Raw genomic sequence first — 23,406 nt, forward strand, 5'->3', positions numbered from 1 at the left:
GGTGTGAAAGCACACAAGGACTCGACGCCGATGATGCAAATTGTTAAGGTAGCCTTGCCTCACTAAGGGTTCCCTTAGACGGTTCTATCCGTACTGGGTTCCTGTGACCGAAGGGATAGAGAGAACGTGGGCACTGTCCACCGGCCACTGCCGGACCTCCCAGACACCACCGATCCGAACGCCGTCGTCGTCGCGTTCGCCTCGAATCCGGCATTTCGCGCCGCGGAATGGAGCGAACTCACCACACCCGGCAACCCGTACCGCAGGCCGGTGCGGCCCGACGATCTGGCCTGGGTCAAATACCACGACACGATGCCGCCGGAAAAGGCGCTGCGCCTGAGCGCCCTGCTCGGACACCGCATGCTGCGCAACATCTACGACCTCGAGTCCACCCTCGTCGCGCCCGCCGACGGCGTCGACACGGTCCGCCGGGACCGAGCCGATTTCTACAGCCGGGACAACCGCGTGCGGTCCGCGCTGGCGCGTCCGGTCCTGGAACGTCACCTGTTCGACTTCCTCGACGACGCCGTCGAGACCGGGCAGACCTCCGTCGCTGATGCGCTGGAACTGGTGCGAACCACCGCCCGGGAACTGTCGCAGAGCGGGCCGGAGGCCGTACATCTCATCGAAACGCTCACTGGCGCAAGAGAAGCCGCCGTCTTCGTGACCATGCAGTACCACGGCTTCATCCCCGCCGTGCGCGAGGCGCTCGGCCGCACGGGAATCGGCGAGTATCCGCGTCACCTCGGCGATCTGCAAACCGCGCTGCTGGGCTCCTATCAGCAGTGGATCTCACTGCGCGCCGCCTATCGTGACCTGCTGGAGGCCGCGAATCTGACCCAGACCCCGGGCGGGCACTGGCAGCTGCTGCTGGGCACCTCTCTCGCGCGGGGCAATCATCTGCTGTCACTGGCAGCCGACCCGGGCCGGTTGCCCGAACTCGTTGGCGCGGCGGCATTTTCACATCTGGCCGGACAGCGTGACACCGCCGCGCTGCGGCCGATCCTCGAGCGCGGCCTGCCTGCCGAGACGAATCCGGCCGGCTTCGACCTCGGCGTCGGCTGGTCGGTGGACCTCGGCGAATTCCTGCCCGGCGTCCTCGACGCGCTGGTGACCTCCTACGGCCAGGACGCGCCGCAGGCTTTCCGGCGCGGGTTCACCGCCGCCCAGCGCCTGCACCAATTGTGGCATCAGGACCTGGCCGCCCAGCTGAGCTGGGCCGATCAGATCGAGCTGCATCAGGAGTACGCCGAGAAGATCGCCCGCTACCTCGAGGACAACAACATCGTCGTCGATCTGGACACCTTCGTGGAGAGCGAGGAGGAGACCTCGACCACGCATGTGCACAACGAGCATCGCCTGGTGATGATCGAGGAGGGGCAGATGCACTTCTGGAACAACGCCACCCACAAGATCGAATTGCGCACCGGCGACAAGATTCTCATTCCGGTATCGCGGCTGCACGGCTCCACCGTGTTGTCCGGCGTGTGCACGTACCACCAACCCGTCATTCCCGATGATTTATTGCGGAAGATCATCTGATGGAGAGCGAAAGCGACCCCGGCCCAACAGGTTCCGACGCTCTTCGCCGCATGACATTCGGCCCGCTACCCGAATGGGGTATCAAACACGGCACCGAATTGCTGGACCTGATCGGACTGCCCGAGAACGGTTTTCCGTGCACATTCGCGGTGCGTGGCGCACTGACCGAAGGGTTGCGCTTCGGATTCATCGACGAACTCTACGATCCGGGCGCACGCGAGGAACTCCGCGTCATTCTCCGGCGATATCTCGGGATGTACAAAACCATTTCGCGGGAGACGTCGCTGATCGTCTTCTTCCAGACCAGGGAGCCCGACGATACGTTGTCCGGATACTACCGGACGTTCTGGGACATCCTGCAGGACCTGCACGACGGCGACCCGGTCCGGTGGCCCGAGGACATTCCGCCCGAGACCGATGATCCCATGTGGGAGTATGTGTTCGAGGGCACCCCGATGTTCGTGGTCTGCAGCAATCCGGCACACGTGCGCCGCCGCAGCCGGTACAGCCCGATCTTCTACATCACCTTCCAACCGCAATGGGTGTTCGAGAACATCAAACCGGACACCAGAGCGGGACAGTTGGCGCGCAAGCGGATCCGGAAGCGATTGGTCGCGTTCGACGACGGCCTCGACCCCTCCCCGGTGCTGGGTAATTACGGCGATCCGGACAACCGGGAATGGCGGCAGTACTTCCTTCCCGACGACAACGAATCGGGCACGCCCACCGGCGGCTGCCCGTTCCTGCACCGCATGCGGCAGCAGCCACCGTCTTCCGATTGAGCGGCTCATCGGATCGACTACCGCACACATCTCGACGGAAGAAGAAATACGATGTCCGACAAGCCGAACTGTGACGATCTGTTACGCAGATTGGTCGGTGAAGCGATGGGGGCCGACGCCGAATTCCTGGACGCCGACGCCAATCTCATGGCGCTGGGCCTGGATTCGGTACGGGTGATGAAGATTTCGGGTCTGCTCAAACGGGAGGGGATCAGGCTCAGGTTCGCCGAGATGATGTCCGAGCCGACGCTGGGGGCGTGGCTGCGACTGACCGGAGCCACCGCATCGGACGCGTCATGACCGGATCGATGGACGAGAAGCCGGTCGGCACGGACGCCGTCGCCGTGGTCGGCATGGCGCTGCGGACGGCGGGAGCGCAGACGCCCGAACAGTTCTGGGCGTTGCTGCGCGAGGGCCGCGAGGCCCTGACCACCTTCACCGACGAACAACTGCGCGGGTCCGGCCTCGGCGAGGCCGAGCTGGCCGATCCGGCTTTGGTTCGCACCCGCCCGGTGCTCGACGGCATCGAACAGTTCGATCCGGGTCGTTTCGGTCTCACCCCGCGCGAGGCCGAAACGACCGACCCGCAATTGCGGCTGCTGCTCGAATGTGCCAGTGAGACACTGGAATCCGCGGCGATCGACCCGGCCCGATTCGATGGGGCGATCAGCGTATTCGCCGGCTCCGGCCCGGATTCGTACTATCAGCACCACCTGCTCCCGCGCGAGCGCCGCGACCCGGCCGCGCGGATGGACCATCTGCTCGGCAACAGCAAGGATTTCCTCGCCGCGCGCATCGCCTGGTCGCTGGGATTGCGCGGTCCGGCGGTGAACGTGCAGGCTGGATGCGCGACCTCGCTGGTCGCGGTGCACCTGGCCGCGCAGAGCCTGCTGGCGGGTGAATCCGATCTGGCCCTGGCCGGTGGCGCGACGGTCTACGTGCCCCAGTACACCGGCTATCGGTACCGCGAGGGCGGGATCAACTCTGCCGATGGACATTGCCGCGCCTTCTCCGCCGACGCCGACGGCACCACCCCCGGCGACGGCGTCGCGGTGCTGGCGCTGCGGCGGCTGGCCGACGCCATCGCCGACGGCGATCCCATCCTCGGCGTCCTGGAATCCACGGCGGTGAACAACGACGGCGCGGGCAAGGCCGGATTCGCCGCACCCGACGCCGGTGCGCAGGCCGAGGCGGTCGCCGAGGCGCTGAGCGTGGCGGGCATCAAGGCCGACGACCTGGACTACCTCGAAACCCACGGCACCGGAACGGCACTCGGCGACGAGATCGAAATCGCCGCCCTCACCGAAGGTTTCGAGGGTCTGCTGCGCGATCGCGGTCACCGCGTGTGGATCGGCACGCACAAACCCAATATCGGCGATACCTGGGCCGCCGCGGGCGCTCTGGGCGTGGCCAAGGTGCTGCTTTCGCTCACCCACGGCGAACTGCCGCCGAGCATCAACTGCTCACCGCTCAATCCGCGCATCGACTTCGACGCCACCCCGTTCGCGGTCAATCCCGCCCTGCGGCCCTGGCCGGAGCACGAGTCCGGGCGTCCGCGACGAGCGGGCGTGCACGTCTTCGGGTTGGGCGGCACCAATGCCCACGCCGTACTCGCGCAGGCCCCGCGCCGCGCACCGGGGGCACCGCCGCGGGCCGCGGAACTGTTGATGATATCCGCCCGAAGTGCCGCCCAGTTGCGCGAGGTGCGCCACGAGCTGGCCGATCACCTTGCCGCACAACCCCATACGGATTTGCGGGCGTTCGCGTGGACGTTGCAGTCCGGTCGGCAGTTCCATCCGGTGCGGGCCGCGTTCATCGTCACCGACACCGCCGATGCCGAACGCGTACTGCGCGAGGAATCGTACGAATCCTCGAATTTCACCGTGTCCGCGGCGGACGCACCGGCAGCGGACGCCTCGGCCGGCATCGACCTCGACAACCTCGGCGGCGAGGAATATCTCGCGACGCTGCGCACCGTCGGCCGGTCCTGGCTCGACGATCGCCCCGATCACGACCCGGCCGTCCTGCGCGGCGCGCACACCCCGGTCCGGCTGGCTCTGCCGGGTCACCCGTACCTGCGCCAACGTTGCTGGGCGGCGCCACCGCAGGAGGCCGAAAGTCCCAGCGCCACGGGCATTCCCGAGCTGCCCCGGCAGCTCGACACGATCGCCCCCGAAACCGCCCATCCCCGCCCGATCACCATGGCGCCCTACGTCGAGCCCCGCTCGGCGACCGAGACCACCGTGACGCGAATCTGGGCGCGGGAGTTCGGCTTCGACCGGATCGGCGCACACGACGAATTCTTCGATCTGGGCGGTCATTCGCTGCTGGCCGCGCGCATCGTCGACCGCTTGCGCGAAACCTGCGCCGTGGACCTGTCGATTCGCGAACTGCTCTCGGAGGCAGCCACTCCCGCGCGGCTGGCAGCGCTGATCGATGCTCGCGATCGGATCGAGACCGCCGACGGCACGCACACCTGGCAGCCAGGCGCGCACATACCGCTCAGCGCCGCACAGCGGCGGATGTGGCTGTTCATGCGGCTCTACCCGGCCTCGAGTGCGTACAACATCGGATTCCCGATGCGGCTGCGCGGCGCCGTCGACGTCGAGGCGCTGCGGCGGGCGGCCAAAGGGCTGCTGGCCAGGCACGCCGCGTTGCGCACCCGATTCGTGGTGCACGAGAACGCCCCGTTCACCGTCGTCGGCGAAGTGGACGACACGCTCGACATCCTGACCGTTCGCGACCGCGACGACACCACCGCCGAACAATGGATCGCCGAGGTGGACGCGGCTCCGTTCGACCTGAGCGCCGGCCCGCTGGTGCGGCTGGCCTTCGCACCCGCCGAGAATCCCGATGGGCCGCACCTGATGCTGCTGTGCGCGCACCACAGCATCGCCGACGGTATGAGCGTGGCCGTTCTGCACGCCGAACTCGCCGAGCTGTACGCGGCCGATCTCGAGGCGCGCGCGGCGCGGCTGCCCGCCCGGGTGGCGCAGTTCCCCGAACTCGTGTTGCGGCGCGAGGATCCGGCGCGGCGATCCGAACGCGCTGCGGCACTGGACTATTGGCGAGAACGTCTCGCGGGTGAGCCCGCCGTGCTCGATCTGCCCGCCGATCGCCCGCGTCCGGATACGCCCACCTTCGCCGGGCACGCGAGAACTTTCGACCTCGCCGCCGGACCCTCGGCCGCGCTGCGCGAACTCGCCCGAAGCCGGCACGCGAGCACCTTCGCACTCGTCACCGCCGCCTTCATCACGGTGCTGCACCGCCTGACCGGGCAGACCGACATCCTGACCGGCACCGTCACCCACGGTCGCCTGGACGCGGCCGAACGCGATGCGGTCGGCTGCTTCGCCGATACCGTCCTGCTGCGCGAGCGCATCACACCCGACCTCACCTTCGCCGCCCTGCTCGCGCGGGTGCGCGACACCATCGGCGAAGCGCTGGCGCACCAGTCGGTGGCCTTCGACGAACTGATCGCGGAGCTGGGCTGGGATGCCACCGCCAACCGGACGCCGATCCCGCAGGCCATGGTGATCGGCCAGCAGCCGGTGCGACCGCTGCGCATGGGCGGCGTGGCCGGCGAGCCGATCGTCGACCGGGTCGACACGGCGCGATTCGATCTGGTGTGCAACGTCTGGGAGGAGGAGGGCCGCATTCGAGGCGCGGTGACCGGCGCGCTGGACATCCTCGCGGTCGAAACCATCGCACGCATCGCCGAGGCGATCACCGCGGCGTTGGAACACCTTGCCGCCGAACCGGATTCGCCGCTCGCCGAGGTGTCGATCGTCCCGGCGTCCCAGCGTGAACTGCTGTACACGGGATGGACCGGTGCGGCACATCCGGATTCGGCCGATGTGTCGCGTACCGGAATTCCGCGCGGCGCTCGCCCGCCGGCGGTGCCCGAACTGGTACTCCGAGCGGCGCGGCGCGATCCGGCGGCGATCGCCATCACCACCGATGCGGGCTCGATCAGCTACGGCGAACTGCTCGCGGCCTCCGAACGCCTGGCCCGCAGACTGTTGGACGCGGGCGTGACGCGCGAGCAGATCGTCGCGGTATCGCTACCGCGCGGTATCGACTACGTCGTCTCGCTGCTCGGGGTGATGCGCGCGGGCGCGGCATTCGTGCCGGTGGAGCAGGCTTGGCCCGCCGAACGCCGCCGGCAGGTGCTCGCGCAGGCCGGGGTATCCCTGATGATCGCCGACCCCGAGGCGACTCAGACTGTGCCACAGGGTATTTCGGTGATCGATATCCGGGCTGAGGACGAACCGGGTCCGCATCCGCTGCCCGCGGTGGATCCCGAACAGCTCGCCTACGTGATGTTCACCTCCGGCTCGACCGGAACCCCCAAGGGCGTGATGATCCGGCACGGCGCCATCGGTTACCGGCTGCGCTGGCAGCAGGGCCTGCTGGACTTCGGCCCATCGGACGCCGTGCTGTTCAAGGCTCCGCTGGGCTTCGACATCTCGATCAACGAGATCTTCCTGCCGCTGGCGGTCGGCGGCAGGCTCGCCGTCGTGACGCCCGGACGCGAGGCCGATATCGGGCATCTGCTGGAGGTGATCGAGCGTGACAAGGTCACCTTCTTCTACGTCGTGGCCTCGATGCTCGATCTGATCCTCGACCGCCGCGACAGTGCCACCCGCGCCCGGTCGCTTCGCTATGTGTGGTGTGGCGGTGAGGCTTTGACCGACGAGTTGTACCGGCGATTCGCCGCCGACTTCCCCGAGGCGACCATGTTCCACGGGTACGGCCCGGCCGAGGCGACCATCGGAGTGGCGTGCCGCCGGTACACGCCCTCGGGCGGATCGGGCGGCGCGGTCACCATGGGGACACCCAACCCCGGTGCGCGCGTGTACGTTCTGGATCGCCGGATGCGTCCGGTCCCCGCCGGAATGCCGGGCGAGTTGTACATCGGCGGTCTGCCGCTGGGGCGCGGCTATGTCAACGCGCCCGCCCGCACGGCGGAATCCTTTGTCGCGGATGTTGTTTCCGGACTGCCCGGCACGCGTCTCTACCGGACCGGCGATCTGGCGAAGTTCACCGCGTCCGGCGAACTGCAGTTCTGCGGCCGCGTCGATCACCAGGTCAAGGTGCACGGGCACCGGGTGGAACTGCCGGAACTCGAAGCGGTGGCGCTGCGTCACCCGGATGTGCGCCGCGCCGCGGTGGTCCTGGATTCCGACGGCGAACTCGCGGCGTTCTGTCAGCCCGAGGACGGCGCGCGGTGCGATGTGAGCACGCTGCGGCAGTGGTTCACCCGGTGGGTTCCGGCCTTCATGGTTCCGCGCGGTATCACCGTGCTGGACCGGATCCCGCTCACCGACGCGGGCAAGGTCGACCGAAAAGGTCTGGCCGCCTTGGCCGTTCCCCCGCCGGATGATACCGCCGACCGGGTCGCGCCCAGCGGTGATACCGAACTGAGGCTGGCCCGGATCTGGTGCGAGGTGCTCGGTGTCGACTCGGTCGGATCGAATCGCAACTTCTTCGAACTCGGCGGCCATTCCATGGCCATGGTGCGCGTGCAGAACCTGATCGACGCCGAGTTCGGCACCGAGATCGCGCTGTTGGAGTTGTTCGAGCACACCACGATCGGCCGGCTCGCCACCCATCTGGACGAGCAGCGCGCCGGCGAGGCCGGTGTGTCCGGCGCGCCGGCCCGGGTGGACAGCGACGCCGTCGCCGCGGCCCGGCGACGTGCCGAGGCGGCCAAGACCGCGCAGCGAGCTGCCGCCGCACGCCGAAGGAACGGGAAATGACGACCGAACGCTACGAGCCGTTTCCGCTGACGGATACTCAACGTGCCTACCTGATCGGCCGCGGTGACTTCTATCCGCTCGGAAACGTCTCCACGCACGCGTATCTCGAATACCGCTGCGTTATCGACCCGGACCGGTTCGCCGCGGCGTGGGCGCGCGTGGTGGACCGGCACGACATGTTGCGCGCGGTGGTGGATCCGCGCACCGCCACCCAGCGCGTCCTGGCCGAGGTGCCCGATTCCGGTCTGGCCGTGCGTGATCTGCGCGGACTCGACGAGTCGGCCGCCGCGGCGGAACTCGCGGCCATCCGCGACACGATGGCGCACGAGGTGCGCGCCTGCGACCGGTATCCGATCTTCGGCATGGCGTTGTCGCTGCTGGCCGATACCGAGCGGGAGCACGAGGCGCGTGCCCGATTGCACGTCGGTATCGACGGATTGACGCTGGACTACGCGAGTTGGCATGTGCTACTGCGTGATCTGTCGATCTACTACGACGATCCCGGCGCCGAACCGCCGGCCCTCACCTGTTCCTTCCGCGACTATGTGCTCGCCGCACAGGATCTCGCCGATCCCGAGGACATCGCCGAGGCGAACGAGTACTGGGATCGGGTGCTGGCGGATCTGCCCGGCCCGCCGCAGCTTCCGCTGCGACGCGACCCGGAGTCGGTGACCCATCCCCGGTTCGATCGGCTCGACGATTGCCTGGACGCGCCGACCTGGTCGCGCTTGCGGGCCGGCGCCACCGCGCACGGACTCACCCCCAGCGGTCTGATGGTCGCCGCCTTCGCGCAGGTCCTCGCGCATTGGAGCACGACACCACGGTTCACGCTGAACATCCCGCGCATGGGCCGCGACGAACTGCTGGACGGCGTACCGGACGTCGCCGGTGAATTCGCCACCTTCACCCTGGTCGATATCGACGCGAGCGAGCGGGAACCGTTCGCCGACTTCGCCCTCCGGGCGCAGCGCCGGATGTGGGAGGCGCTCGAGCACGGCATGGTCAGCGGCACGGAGCTGCTGCGCAGACTCGGTGAACTGCACGGCGCTCAGCACGGTCCTGTGCTGATGCCCGTGGTGCTGACCAGCACGCTGGCCTTCTCCAAGGGAGATTCCGCGCTCGTGCGTGCGCTCGAGCCGGTCCATCACATCACCTCCACGCCCCAGGTGTATCTCGACGTGCAACTCGAGGAACGACTCGGTGAGCTGTACATCAACTGGGACTATGTGCGCGATGTGCTGCGGCCCGGCGTCGTCGAGGCGATGTTCACGGCTTGGTCCGCTCTGCTGCGCAACCTCGCCGACAGCGAGACACGTTGGCGCAGTAGCGATCCCGTCGGTTTCGACGCCGCGCTCGCGACGGGTACGCGGTGGCGGCGCGGCATCGACAGCGACGGCCTCGGCAACAGGCCCGCGGGCCACGGCACCGTGCCCGTTCCCGGCGAGCGGCCACCAGGACGATCCGAAACCCCCGATCCGGCGCCGGACGATGCGGCGCGCGAGGATGTTCCAGGGCTCGTCGGCGATACCGATCTCGCGCACACCGACTTTCTGCGGCAGGTTCGGATACGGCCAGATGCCACGGCGGTGCGCGGGGCCGATGGCAGCGCATTCACCTACGCGCAGCTGCGTGCCCGAGCCGCGGCCGTGGCGTGCCGGCTGCGCGACGTCGTGCCGGAACCCGATGCGGGCGAACCGATCGTCGCGATCGTCATGGGCAAATCTCCGCAGCAGTTCGCCGCGGCGATCGGCGTGCTGTGCGCCGGAATGGCCTACCTGCCCATCGATCCCGAGTTGCCCACCGCATCGATTGCCGCACTGCTGGAGCGAGCGCACCCGATCGCGCTGCTGACCGATACCGCGACCGAGCACGTACTGCCGAGCAGCGCAGCGCCCGCGCTGGCCGTCGACCGGCTCACATCCGCACCACGGCAGGAACTTCCGCGGCTCGCCACCACCGCGCGCAGCCTGGCCTATCTGCTGCCGACGTCCGGATCGACCGGAGAACCCAAACTCGTCGCGATCGAACACGGTGGCGTGGTCAATTGTCTGCGCGCGACCGCACGCGCCTTCGGCCTCGGGCCCGAGGATCGTTCGCTCGCGGTCACCGCGCTGCACCACGATATGTCGCTGTTCGACGTGTTCGGCATCCTGGGCGCGGGCGGCTGCGTCGTCGTACCCGACGCCGCCCGGCGCACCGATCCGCAACATTGGCTGGCGCTGATGTCCGAACACGGTGTGACCCTGTGGAATTCGGTGCCCGCGATGATGCGGATGCTGCTGGACCACCATCGCGAGAATCCGGAGGCCGAACTCGGTTCGATCCCGCTCCGGCTGAGTTTCCTGGGAGGAGACTGGTTTCCGCTCGAACTGGCCGCCGGCTACCGCGAGGTCTTCCACACCGCCGAACTCGTCAGCGTTGGCGGGCCGACCGAGACGACGCTGTGGAATATCTGGCACCGCGTCGGCGATCTCACCGAGTACCGGGATTGGATCAGCGTCCCGTACGGCGAGCCGATTCCCGGCGCGCGATATCACCTGCTCGACGAGCGCGGGTTCGAATGCCCGGACTGGGTGGTCGGCGAAATGTGCTGCAGTGGAATCGGTGTCGCCCGCGAGTACCGCGGCGATCCGCAGCTCACCGGCGAGCGATTCGTCCGGCATCCGGTCACCGGCGAAAGGCTCTATCGCACAGGCGATCTGGGCCGCCGCCGCCCGGACGGCACACTGGAGTTCATCGGCCGGCGTGATTCGCAGGTCCAGTTGCGCGGCCGCCGGGTCGAGCCGTCGGCCGTCGAGGCCGCGCTGCGGAGTCATCCCGATGTGCACCACGCCGTGGTCACGGCGGTCCCGCAGCCGTCCGGCCCGGGACACCGCGCACTGATCGCCCACGTGGTGGCCGATGCCGACGAGCGGACGTTGCGCGCCCACCTGCTCGACCACATCGCCGCGTATCTGGTACCCAGCCGGATCCTGGTCCTGGACACGCTGCCGCTCACCGCGAGCGGCAAGGTCGATCGCGCGAGGTTGACCGCACTCGGACAGTCGGCCCTGACCGAGCCGACCGCGGCGAATCGGGATCGCCCCTCGGACTCGGCGCTGACCACGGTGATCGCCGCCGCCTGGGCCGATGTCCTGGGCCTGGCACAGGTGGGCCCGCACGAGAACTTCTTCGCCCTCGGCGGAGATTCGCTGTCCGCCACCAGGATTCTGGCTCGATTGCGGCGGGAACTCGCCGGATGCGAGGTGTCCGCACGAGCGGTGCTGGCCGGTATCGATGTCGCGACCTGCGCGCGCGAGCTGCTCGCGCACGCGGGGCCGGCGATCGAGCAAGCCGCCCGGCGCGCACTCGAGGACAGGCCCGGACCGGAGATCTCGGCAACCCCGGCCCCCGCCGACGGCACATCCGTACCGCATACCGGCCCGCTGTCCGCTGCCCAGCGCCGCATGTGGTTCGCCGAGCGGCTGGCCCCCGGACGCGCGGCCAACCACCTGGCGGTGACGATCCGGTTCGACGACGCGCTGGACCCGGACGCCCTGTGCGCGGCCCTGTCGGACGTGGTCGCCCGGCATGCCGTCCTGCGAACCGTCTACCTCGTCGACGCGAATGGTGTTCCCGCACAACATGTCCTGGAATGGCCCGCTGCCCCGGCCCACGATCGAGCACGGCCCGCCACCCTCGCACGCGCCCAGGCCGGGACAACCCAGCCGTTCGACGCGGCCGGCGCCGCCATACCCGGCCGGACAACGCGGCCCGGTGCGCCTCATACCGCTCGGTCGAGGGACCGCGGCGATCACGCCCCGGCTCGGGCCGATGCGGTTCGCCCGTTCGAAGTCGTCCGGATCAGCGCTCCCCACCCCCTCGCCCAGGCCCATGCCGAGGCGCTCCGGCCGTTCGAGCTGAGCACCGAACCGCCGATCCGGGCGGGGCTGGCCCGGGACGAGACCGCGGGCAGCTGGATGTTGTGGATCGTGTTGCACCACATCGCATTCGACAACAACTGCTGGGACATCCTGTTCGGCGATCTGTCCGCGGCCTACCGCGCGCGGCGCCGTGGCGAGATCGCCACGCTCGCCCCGGCGGGCCGGTACCTGGACTACGCGCTGGCGGAGGCCGACCGCGCGCGGGACGCGGAGTACGCCGCCGCCCGCGACTACTGGCGTTCGCGACCGCTGCGGGCCCGTGCGGGTCGGACCCTCTCACCTCGCGGCGGGCGGCGAGTGATCCGGGAACTCACCGCATCGGATCTCGACGCGGTCGCCGAAACGGCACGCGGACAGGGTATTTCGGATACGACGGTGCTGATGACGGCCGCGGCGCTCACGATCGGGCGTCGCACCGGCCACGACACCGTGGTACTGGCCGTGCCGGTGATCGATCGCGGTGCGCCGGGCGCGGAGTCGGTATTGGGCAATTTCGGCAACCTCGTGCTGGTCGACATCGACCTCGCGGCCACGAATCTCCTCGCCGAGGTCGCGGCGAAGAGCATCGAAGCCTATGCGCATCAACAGGTTCCGTTCGACGTCGTGGTGGCGGACCAGCGCGCGGCGCGGCCGCAGGAAACCGGTCCGCTGTTCGATGCCGTCTTCTCCGCACGTGGCGAACTGGCTGGCGAACTCGCTCTCGACGGCGTACACACCAGCCTCACCCCGCTCGATCTCGGCACCGCGCGTTTCGATCTCGTTCTCGAATGCGTCGACAGCGGCGGTGGGCGCCAACTCGGTGTCATCGCCGACAGCGACCGCTATCGCGACGACGACGCCGAGTCCCTGCTCGGCGAATTCCACGCCACCCTGCTCAGCTTGACCACCGCCCGGAAGGAAGCCCAGATGACCGGCACCAGCGAATTCGAGGAATTGCCCGGCGGCCCCGATGCGGACGCGATCGCCGTGATCGGTATGGACGGTCGCTTCCCCGGTGCACCCGACCTGGCGGCCTTCTGGGACAACCTGGTCGAAGGTCGCGAGGGCGCAGCGGAATTCACCCTCGCGCAATTCCTCGCCGCGGGCGGGACCGAGGCCGAATTCGCCGATCCCGCGCTGGTCCGGGTCGCCTCCACCGTCGAGGGCATCGACCGGTTCGACGCCGATTTCTTCGGCTACCGGCCGTCGGAGGCGGAGCTGATCGACCCGCAGCAACGCCTGTTCCTGGAATGCTGCCATCAGGCCCTGGAGCAGGCCGGGCAGGTGCCCGGCCGCTTCGACGGCCGGATCGGGGTCTACGCGGGCAGCAGCCAGAGCCGCTACTTCCTGGAGAACGTGTACCCGCACGTCATGGGCCAGGCGAACTCGATGGCCTCACTTCCCGCCACCTCGGGCAGCTCGCCCGGCGGCATCGCCACCCGCGTCGCCTACAAACTGGGCCTGACCGGCCCGGCGATGGGTGTGCAGACCGCATGCTCCACCTCGCTGGTCGCGATCCACGTGGCCTGCCAGGACCTGTTGAGCTACCAGTGCGATGTGGCGCTGGCGGGCGGTGCGTCGCTGAATCCCAATCCGCACCAGGGTTATCAGGCCATCGCCGACGGCCCGCTGTCCCCGGACGGTCGCTGCCGTGCCTTCGATGCCGGCGCCAACGGCATGTTCCCGGGTGACGGCGTGGGGGTTGTGGTACTCAAGCGCCTGGCCGACGCACTCGCCGACGGTGACCCGGTCCGGGCGGTGATCAAGGGGTCCGCGGTCAACAACGACGGCAACCGCAAGGCTGGTTACGGCGCGCCCAGTGCGCCCGGCCAGGTGGAGGTCATCCTCGCCGCGCAGGCCGCGGCCGGGACCACCCCGGAGAAGATCGGATACGTCGAGGCGCACGGCACCGGCACACCGGTGGGCGATCCGATCGAGCTGCGTGCGCTCGACGACGCGTTCCGCACCGGCACGGACCGCACGGGGTATTGCCTGCTCGGTTCGGTCAAGACCAATCTCGGCCACCTGGACGCCGCGGCGGGGATCGCCGGATTCATCAAAACCGTTCTGGCTCTGGAGAATCGGACGATACCGCCGAGCCTGCACTTCACCGAGCCGAATCCGCTGTTCGATCTGGATGCCAGCCCGTTCCGGGTCGTCACGGGCCTGACCGAATGGGACGACACCCGGCCGGAGCTGGCCGCGGTCAGTTCGTTCGGTATCGGCGGAACGAACGCGCACGTCATCCTCGGGCGCGCGCCCGAGCGCGAGCCGCGTCCGGACGACTTCGAAATTGCCGGTGGCCCAGCGGTTCTGACTCTCTCCGCGCGTACCCCCGAGGCGCTCGGGCAGGCCGCCGAGCAGTTGGCGGCGCACCTGGCGGCGAACCCGCGACTTTCCCTCGCCGACGTCGCGCACACCCTGCGCGTCGGGCGCGAGACGCACGACTATCGCACGGCCGTCGTCGCTTCGGGGATCGAGGAAGCCCGCGCCGCCCTGGCCGCCGCAACGCCCGTGGCCGCCCGCGCCGAGCGTCCGGTCGTACTCGTCCTGCCCGGCGGCGGCACCGCGTACCCGCGAATGGGCCTGGGGCTCTACGACTCCGAGCCGGCGTTCCGCGAGATCATCGATGCCGCCGCCGCGACCGCCGAGCCGCTCACCGGCGTCGACCTCGTCGCCCATCTGCACGATCCGCAAGGGTTCGCCGAGTCCGGGGATTCGGCGGTCGCCTTCGTCGGAATCGTCGCCACCGAGATCGCCCTCGCGGCGACCCTGACCCGATACGGCCTCACGCCCGCCGCGCTCATCGGCCACAGTCTCGGCGAATACAGCGCGGCCTGCATCGCGGGCGTGATGAGTCTGGCGGACACGCTCCGGGTGGTGGTCGAGCGCGCGCGACTGCTCGACCGGGCGGGCGGCGCCGCCACCAGCGTCCTGCTCGGCACCGATGAACTCGCCGGGTACCTCACCGGGAACCTGGGTATCGCCACGGTCAACGGGCCGCTGCACACGACGGTATCCGGTCCCGTCGACGAGATCGCCGCGCTGGAGGCCGTATTGGAGGCCCAGGGCGTCGATGTCAACCGGCTGCCGCTGCCCGCGGTGCATTCGTCGCTGCTGGACCCCGAATTGCCCGCGCTGGCAGAGGTTCTGGCCACCATCGCGCTCAGCGCGCCGCGAATTCCGGTGATCTCCAACGTCTCCGGCACCTGGCTGACCGCCGCCGAGGCCACCGATCCGGATTACTGGCTGCGTCACACTCGCCGGACCGTTCGCTTCGCCGACGGTATCGACACGTTGGTGAAGGAGTACGCGCCGCTGTTCGTCGAGGCCGGACCCGGCCGGGGTTTGACCCGGCTGATCGAACTGCAGGCCGGGAAGGACGCGGTCGCGCCACCGGCCATGCGGCATCGCCGCGACGAAAGCGAGGACCGGGTGGTCCTGCGGCAAGCCCTCGGCGGTGTCTGGGCCGGTGGCGGCGCGGTCGATCTGACGCTCACCGGCTCTGCGGACGCCCGGAAGGTGACCTTGCCCGGCTATCCCTACCAGCGCCGCCGGTTCTGGATCGATCCGCCCGCCCGCGGCGCGACGCGGCGGTTCGACCTGTTCGATTTTCTCGATCGCCGCGAAAGCGAACTGCGCCGGCGGATTCCGGTCGAGCACGTCGAGCAGGGCCTGGATTCGCGGCTGGAAGCACTGTGCGCGCTCTACGTCGCCCGGTTCCTGCGTGAAATCGGTTGTGCCACCGAGCCGGGCGCACTGATCGACCCGGCGGCGATCGCGGCCGAGCACAGGTTCGTCGCGCCCTACGAACGATTCTTCGACGCTCTGCTGTCGCTGCTGCTCGCGGACGGCTACGCGGTGCGCGAGGGTGATCGGCTGCGCATCACCGACAAGCCCTGCGGCGAGGGCGAACTCGACCGGGAACGGTCCGCGCTGCGGACGCGGTATCCCGACGCCGAGGAGGAACTCGCCTTCCTGGACTACTGCTCGGCGCGCTACCGCCAGGTGTGCACCGGTGAAATCGCCGGCACCGAGGTGATGTTCGCGAACGGCTCGGATGATCGCTCCACCGATGTGGTCGACAAACGGCTGGCCCACAGCGACGTCGCGATCTACACCCGACTGATCGGCGCGGCGCTGCGCGAACTCGCCGCCGGCCGTGACCGGCCGCTGCGGATCCTGGAAGTCGGTGCGGGCCAGGGCTATCTGACCTGGGTGGTGGCCGAGGCGGTACACGGCACGCCGGTCGAGTACACCTTCACCGACCTCGGGCGCTCGTTCGTCGTCGCGGCCCAGCGCCGGGCCCAGGCGCAGGGCTACGACTGGATGCGCTTCGGCGTCCTGGACGTCACGGCGGACGCCGAGGCGCAGGGCTTCACCGAACCGTTCGACGTGGTGCTCGCGTTCAACGTGCTGCATGCCACCCCGGAGCTGGCCACGACGGTGGCGAAGGTGCATTCGCTGCTCGCCCCCGGCGGCAGTCTGATGCTGCTGGAATCCGCTCAGCAGCGCCGGGTTTCGATGCTGACCGCGGGTCTGTTCGAGGGTTGGTGGTACTTCACCGATTCGCTGCGCACCCATTCGCCGCTGGTCACCCCGAGGCAGTGGGCCGAATTGCTGCGCGACGCCGGATTCGCCGATGTGCGAGTGCAATCCGGTATCGATACCTACCGGGACGCGATCCCGGTGGACCACGCGCTGATCGTCGGCTCGCGCGGACGCGCCGAAACCCGCTCGGACGCATCGCAACCGTCTTCGTCCGGGCGCGGAATGTTCGGCGGCGGTTCGGCATTCAACGCGCGGCCCGCACTGTCGGTGCCCTATCGCGAACCGGACGGACCGCTACAGGGTCGCATCGCCGAGGCCTGGCAGGCGGTGCTCGGCATCGACAAGGTCGGCGCCGACGACGACTTCTTCGACCTCGGCGGTGAATCCTTGCTGGCGATGCAGCTGGTCACCAGTCTGCGCAAGGAGCTGGGCGTCAGCCTTTCGGTCAAACAGTTCTTCTCCTCTGGCAATCTGACCGTCGCCGGTCTGGCCGAATTGGTCGAACGCGCTCGTTCGGACAACGGTGCGGGCGAGGCGGCGGACTTGATCGTCCCGAGCGCGCGGCGTGCGGTGCGGTCATGAGCGCGCCCCTGAACTTCCCGGCATCCTTCGCCCAGCAGCGAATGTGGTTCCTGCACAGGCTCGATCCCGGTGATCCGTCCTATCATGTACCGCTGCTGTTGCGGATTCGCGGGCCGCTCGACGCCGAGGCGCTGGCCGGGGCGTTCGAGGATGTGATCGACCGTCAGGAGCAACTGCGCACCTCCTTCGCCGATGTGGACGGCGAACTCCAGCAGCGGGTGCATCCGCGCGGCCGCTTCGAACTGGCACGGCATCGCGTCGAGGCGAGTGACGCGGCCGACACCGAACTGGTCGACCGGCCCGCCGTGGCAGCGGTACTGCGCGGACTCATCGACGCGCCGTTCGACCTCGGCGAACCGGGTGCGCTGCGCGCGGCGTTGCTCGATCTCGGCGGCGAGGACCGATTGCTGGCCATCGTGGTGCATCACATCGTGGTCGACGGCGTGTCGCTGAAGATTCTGCTCGCCGAACTCGACGCGTTCTATCGGGCCCGCGTGGGCGGTGCCCCGGTCACGTTGCCTTCCTTGGACATTCAGTACGCCGACTATTCCGAGTGGCAGCGCGGCCGGACCGACCGGGCCGCACTCGACGCGGAGCTGGCGCACTGGCGCGGCCTGTTCCCGCACGGACTCGCCGAGTCGACTGTGCCGACCGACCGGCCACGCTCGACGACGCGCGGCTCGAGCGGGGCACGGCACGAATTCGATCTCGACGCCGCGGTCGCCGATGCCGCGCGCCGGCTCGCCCGCGGCGACGGCGCGACACTGTACATGGTGCTGCTCACGGCGTGGGCCGCGACCGTCTCGCGGGCCAGTGGCGGTTGTGAGAGCATCACCGCCGCAACGCTTCTGGCCAATCGCGACAATCCCCAGATCGTCGATCTCATCGGCCTGTTCGTCAATACGCTGCCGATCCCGGTCGACCTGAGCGGGCAGCCGACCTTCCGCGCTCTGCTGGCCCGCGTGCGCGCGGCGACCATGGACGTATTCGCCCATCAGGACGCGCCCGTCGAGCAGATCGTGCCGGCCCTGCGGCGGACGCGGGACACCGGTGAGGTGACCTTTCCGCTGCTGTTCGCATTGCAGAACTTCGCCGATGCGCGCGTCCGCTTCGCCGACCTGGATGTCGTGCGCATCGACGAGGACGAACGCTCCACCCGGTTCGAGCTGGAACTGCACATCTGGGAGCATCCGGACCGGCTGCACGCGGCCCTCGTCTACAGCACCGACCTGTTCGACGCCGACACGGTCGACCGACTTGCCCGCGCGTTCACCACGATCCTGCGGAGCGGTTGCGCCGCACCGGATCTCGATATCGACCGGCTCGACCTGCCCGCCGAATCCGCGCTGCCGTCCGCATCGGTGAATCGAGAACCGTTGCGGGACTGGCATTTCGGCGCCCGGGTTGACGCTGTGGAGCGATACGAGAGCGTGCTGCACGAGGCGGGAATGCGTCCGGGCGACGTGGTGGCCACAGCCGTCTCGCCACGATCCAGCTACGTCGCGATCGCCGCACTCGCCATCCTGCGCCGCGGCGGAGTGTGGCTCCCGCTGGATCCCCGCGACTCGAATGGCGCTTTGGCACAGGAGATCGCCGCGATCGAGCGCTGGTACCGACCCGGCAACCGGTTCACCATCGGGTTCCAGGCGCCGGGCGCCCAGGCTCTGCCCACACCCGGCGACCATGCCATCGCGACCCCGGACGGACCCCGTCGACCAACCCGGCCGGACGGCGACACCGATCTCGAACCCGGCACCGCCCACGCGCCCGGTAACACCCAGCTCACTCCCGGCAACGCCCTCCGCCCAGCCACACTCGGCGGTGCGCGCCCACCTGCGCTCCACCGCATCGCCCCCACAGTCGGCGGAGCCTCCACCGATGCCCCGGACGGCAGCGAACCGGCCCCCGCGACGAACCGCATCCGCGCACGCGGGAGCATCCGCCCCACACCTGAAGCCACTCACACCCCCGTACCCAACGGCATCGAATCCATCCCGAGCGTCGATCCGACGCCCGACCTGCCCGCGATTCTCGTTGCCACGCCGGACGGCCGGGCGCTGCTGGATCGCGCGACCGTGGACGCGCAGGTCCGGACCATGCGGGCGTGGTTCCGCACCGGCCCCACCGGGTCCGTCTGGTTGAGCGATGCCGCACATGCCACTGATATCCTCTGGGCCGCAAGCTGTTTCGACCGAATCAAGGACACGCCGGCACCGGGCGACGCGGACGTGGCGCTGGGCACCGGCGCGGAGCTGGCCGGCTTCGGGGGCATCGCCGTCGTCATCGGCGAGTCGGTGGCCGCACCCGTCCACACGCATACCGTCTACGGCGACGAGACCCGCGGCTGGTACCTGCGGGTCGACGCGGATGCGAGCGCCCGCAGCCCCGGCGAGGTGACCGTGCGGGACCGCTCGGGCACGGTGGTACCGCACGGCTTCCGGGGCGCGATTCACCTCGACGGTGTGCCGACCGGGTTGCGCGGCAGCCTCGTCGGCGCTCGGCTGCGTATCGACACCGACCGCGACGACACCGCCGTCTGGACCGGGCGCGCGCCGGTGCTCGCCGCCCTCGTGCGCGCTGCCCTGCTCACCCTGCCGCAGTTGCGCGAGGCCGCCGTGCTGGACCGCACCACTGCCGCCGGTCTGCGCGAAACCGTCGCCTACGTCTCGCGGAACACGGCCATCGATGGGCGCGCGGTACTGCGCCTGCTCCACGAGCGCGTGCCGCGCGCGCTGATCCCGAACGCTGTGGTCACCCTGCCCGGCGCGCTACCGCTCGACGCTCGTGGTCGCGTCGATATCGCTGTGCTGCAACGCATTCCAGTCATAGACGCGGCGGAAACCGAACGCATCGCTGCCGCGGCAGCCGGAGCCGCCACCGCGACCACCGGAAAACCGCCCGCACCGCCCCTGCGCCGCTTGGCGGTACCGGCCGCGGCACCGGCGCCGACCGGCGAGGGCGTGCCCGGAACCGGCCCGGCGCTGTCGGACGGCGGACCCCAGCCCGAACCGCGCTGGACGGCCCTGGGCCCGGCGCTGGCAGCCGCGGCCGGTGGTACGGGCAGCATCCGCCATCTGCGCGCGACGGGCCCCGATACCGTGTCGAGCTACGGCGAATTGCTCTCGCGGGCAACGGCTCTGGCGACGGCCCTGCTCGACGGCGGCAGCCGGACCGGCGACCCGCTGGTCCTGCAGTCCCGCGACACCGAGGATTTCCTGGTCGGCGTGTGGGCGTGCCTGCTGGCGGGCCTGGTCGCCGCACCCGTCGCCGCACCCGTCGACTACGCCGTGCCGAGTCCGGCGCGCGATCGGTTCCTGCGGATCTGGGAAAGCCTGGAAAGGCCGATCGTGCTGGCCGGACGCGACGAGTACGACGCGTTGCGCACCTGGCGCACTCCTGACGGAGAGTCGTTGCGGCCGATCGGCATCGCGGCTTTCTCGCGCGGCCCCGCCGAGCCGGTCACCCACGCGTCGCGACCGCTGCCCGGCCTGGGCCCCGATGACGTGGCCCTGCTGATGTTCACTTCCGGCAGCACCGGCGCGCCCAAGGGCGTGGAACTGACGCACGGCAATATCCTCCGGCGCGGCGAATCCCTGCGCACGGTGGAGGATTTCAGCGGCGCCTACGTCTCGTTCAACTGGATGCCGCTGGATCACGTCGGCGGCGTGGTGATGTGGCACCTGCGCGATGTCTACCACGGCGTCGATCAGATCCATGCCCCGACGGACTGGATCCTCGCCGATCCGCTGCGCTGGCTGGACTGCGTGGACCGCTACCGGGTGACGAGCACCTGGGCGCCGAATTTCGCCTTCGGCCTGGTCAGCGAGGCCGTCGCCGCGGCCGGTGAACGCAGCTGGGATCTTTCCGCCCTGCGCATGACACTGAACGCAGGCGAAGCCATCGCACCCGCGGTCGCGGCCGCGTTCCTGGACGCGCTGGCCCCGCACGGTCTTGCCGCCGACACCATGGTCCCGGTCTGGGGTATGTCCGAAACCTGTTCCGGCGTGGTGTATTCGCCGCGGTTCCGCAGCGCCGTCTCCCGCGCGGACACCTTCGCACATCTGGGTGCGCCGATTCCGGGATGCCGGATCCGCATCGTGGACGACGCGGATCGGCTTCTCGCCACCGGGGAAGCCGGGCGGCTACAGGTGTCCGGAGCCACCGTCACTCGCGGCTATCGCGATCTGCCACAGCAGAATTCGGCGTCCTTCGACGCGGAGGGCTGGTTCGACACCGGCGATCTGGGCCGCATCGACGATACCGGCAGCCTGCAGATCACCGGACGGGCGAAGGACGTCGTCATCATCAACGGCGTCAACTACCCGTGCCACGAGATCGAGGCCGCGGTCGATCGCCTGGACTGCACCCTGACCTCCTGGTCTGCCGCGTGTGCGGTCCAGCAGGACGACGGGGAACAGCTGATCGTGTTCTGCCGCCTCGCGGACCGCAGTGACGTGGCGGCGGCGGTGTCGGCGATCCGGGCGGCCGTCGTCGCGACGGTCGGCGTTTCGCCCGCCGTGGTCCTGCCGTTGCCCGAGGGTGTGATCACCAAGACCGAAATCGGCAAGATCCAGCGTTCGACGCTGCGCGAGCGTTACCAGCGTGGCGAATTCGCCGGTCTCACAGCCGATCTCGCCGCTGTGGGCGTCGCGGCCGGGGACTCGGGCACCGTGGCCGACCACTTCTTCGAGCCGGCCTGGGCGCCCAAGCGTGTCGAAACCGATGCGCCGCCGGACTCCGGCACGGTGATCACCGTCGGCATCATCGAGGGCGCCCCGACCGCGGCGGTCACGATCAATGACACCGGCTCGCCCGCAACGGTATTGGCAGCCCTGGCCGCCGCGTTGGCCGATTGCCCTTCCGGCGCCGGGGTAACCGTGGTGACCGAATCGGCCTTCGCCGTCGACACGGCCGCCGATCCCCTGCACGCCGCCTGCGCCGCGCTGGTGGAGAGCGCCCGTGCCGAGCTGGAACAGCTGCGCATCCGGCTCATCGACACCGCCGCATCGGTCGGCTCGGAGCGGCTCGCCCGCGAGATCCGCAGCGGCACCGGCGATCCGGTGGTAGCTCTGCGCGATGCGCGCTACGTGCCACGCCTGCGCCGCGACACCGCCCCGCTCGATGCCGAACCGCCCGCACCGGGCGATTTCTACCTGGTCAGCGGTGGTCGCGGCGGTGTCGGCGCGCTGGTCACCGCACATCTGCGACGCCGCTACGGATTACGCCTGCTGGTTGTCGGCCGCTCCGAAGCCCCCGCCGATTCGGACGGGATCCGCCACGCCGTTCTCGATCCCGCCGATGGCGCGGCCCTGCGGCGATGCGTCGAGGCCGCGGAGGCCGGGTTCGGCCGACGCCTGGACGGCATCGTCCATCTGGCGGGACATTTCGCCGAACATCCACTGGCGGAGTCGACCGCCGAGTATTTCGACGCCGCACTCGAGGCCAAGGCCACAGTCGCCGAATCCCTGATGCGCCTTTGCGATTCGCGGCCCGCGCTGCGATGGATCGGATTCTCCTCGGTCAACGCGGTATTCGGCGCGGCGCACGCCGCGGCGTACGCGGCGGCCAATGCCTATCTCGACGCCCTCACCGGGCAATTCCGCGCGAAAGGTCATCGCGCGCAATCCATCGCCTGGTCCGCCTGGCACGGCGTCGGCCTGAACCGCACCAGCACGCTGAGCGATCTCGGCCGCGCCAACGGCTATCGCGCCCTGGATCCGGCCGAGGCGCTGGCCTCGCTGGATCTGTGCCTACGACGCGACACACCGTATCCCCTGGTCGGACTGGATCCCCGCGGGGCGCGGGTCGCCGGATTGCTCTGCACTCCCGACACGGCCACAACCGATCTGGTGCTGCACCTCGACCCGGCCTCACGCGACCGGGTGATCGGCGCACTGGGCACGGTGCGCGACCGCTTCGGCGTGCCGGTCCGGATCGAGGCGGCCACCACCGACGCGCGCGGGCACGTCGACGCGGCCTCGGACACCGATGGGCTGGACGCCACGATCGCCGCGGTGTTCGCGGCGGCGCTGCGCGTCGGCGAATTCGGGATTCACGACAGTTTCTTCGATCTGGGCGGCACGTCGATCAGTGCGATCCGCGCGCACGCGCTGCTGGAAGACCGGCTGGGACAACAGGTCTCACTCGCCGAGCTGTATCGGAGCCCCACGCCGTACCGGCTGGCGCACACACTGCGACCCGCCCGGGTGGTCACCGCCGCGCAGCGAGTCGCCGGCCGCGCACAGCGCCGCCGCGCCGCCCGAGTCGCTCCGCGATGATCGGCGG

At 69.6% G+C, this 23,406-nt stretch carries 6 protein-coding genes; all 6 read left to right on the forward strand.

What is annotated here, in order from left to right; translation table 11 throughout:
• Positions 1 to 126: 126 nt before the first annotated feature.
• The 6 genes from AC5WS7_RS29630 to AC5WS7_RS29655 are packed head-to-tail and all read left to right on the forward strand — an operon-like array spanning position 127 to position 23,399.
• Positions 127 to 1,542, forward strand: coding sequence for a cupin domain-containing protein (locus AC5WS7_RS29630; RefSeq protein WP_495957893.1), 1,416 nt, complete (start codon positions 127 to 129; stop codon positions 1,540 to 1,542).
• 50 nt (positions 1,543 to 1,592) lie between these two features.
• Positions 1,593 to 2,324, forward strand: a complete 732-nt coding sequence (locus tag AC5WS7_RS29635) for a YqcI/YcgG family protein (RefSeq protein WP_495957894.1) — start codon at positions 1,593 to 1,595, stop codon at positions 2,322 to 2,324.
• Between the two features lie 51 nt (positions 2,325 to 2,375).
• Entirely contained in the window at positions 2,376 to 2,624 is a 249-nt protein-coding gene (locus AC5WS7_RS29640) for a phosphopantetheine-binding protein (RefSeq protein ID WP_495957895.1), read from the forward strand.
• Entirely contained in the window at positions 2,621 to 8,086 is a 5,466-nt protein-coding gene (locus AC5WS7_RS29645) for an amino acid adenylation domain-containing protein (RefSeq protein ID WP_495957896.1), read from the forward strand. Before AC5WS7_RS29640 ends, AC5WS7_RS29645 begins: the two co-directional genes overlap by 4 nt.
• On the forward strand, positions 8,083 to 17,121 hold the full coding sequence (locus AC5WS7_RS29650; RefSeq protein WP_495957897.1) for an amino acid adenylation domain-containing protein: 9,039 nt from the start codon (positions 8,083 to 8,085) through the stop codon (positions 17,119 to 17,121). The genes AC5WS7_RS29645 and AC5WS7_RS29650 overlap by 4 nt, the downstream gene beginning before the upstream one ends.
• On the forward strand, positions 17,118 to 23,399 hold the full coding sequence (locus AC5WS7_RS29655; RefSeq protein WP_495957898.1) for an SDR family NAD(P)-dependent oxidoreductase: 6,282 nt from the start codon (positions 17,118 to 17,120) through the stop codon (positions 23,397 to 23,399). Before AC5WS7_RS29650 ends, AC5WS7_RS29655 begins: the two co-directional genes overlap by 4 nt.
• Positions 23,400 to 23,406: the final 7 nt, after the last annotated feature.

It is taken from the genome of Nocardia sp. PLKS1-43 (assembly GCF_059510335.1).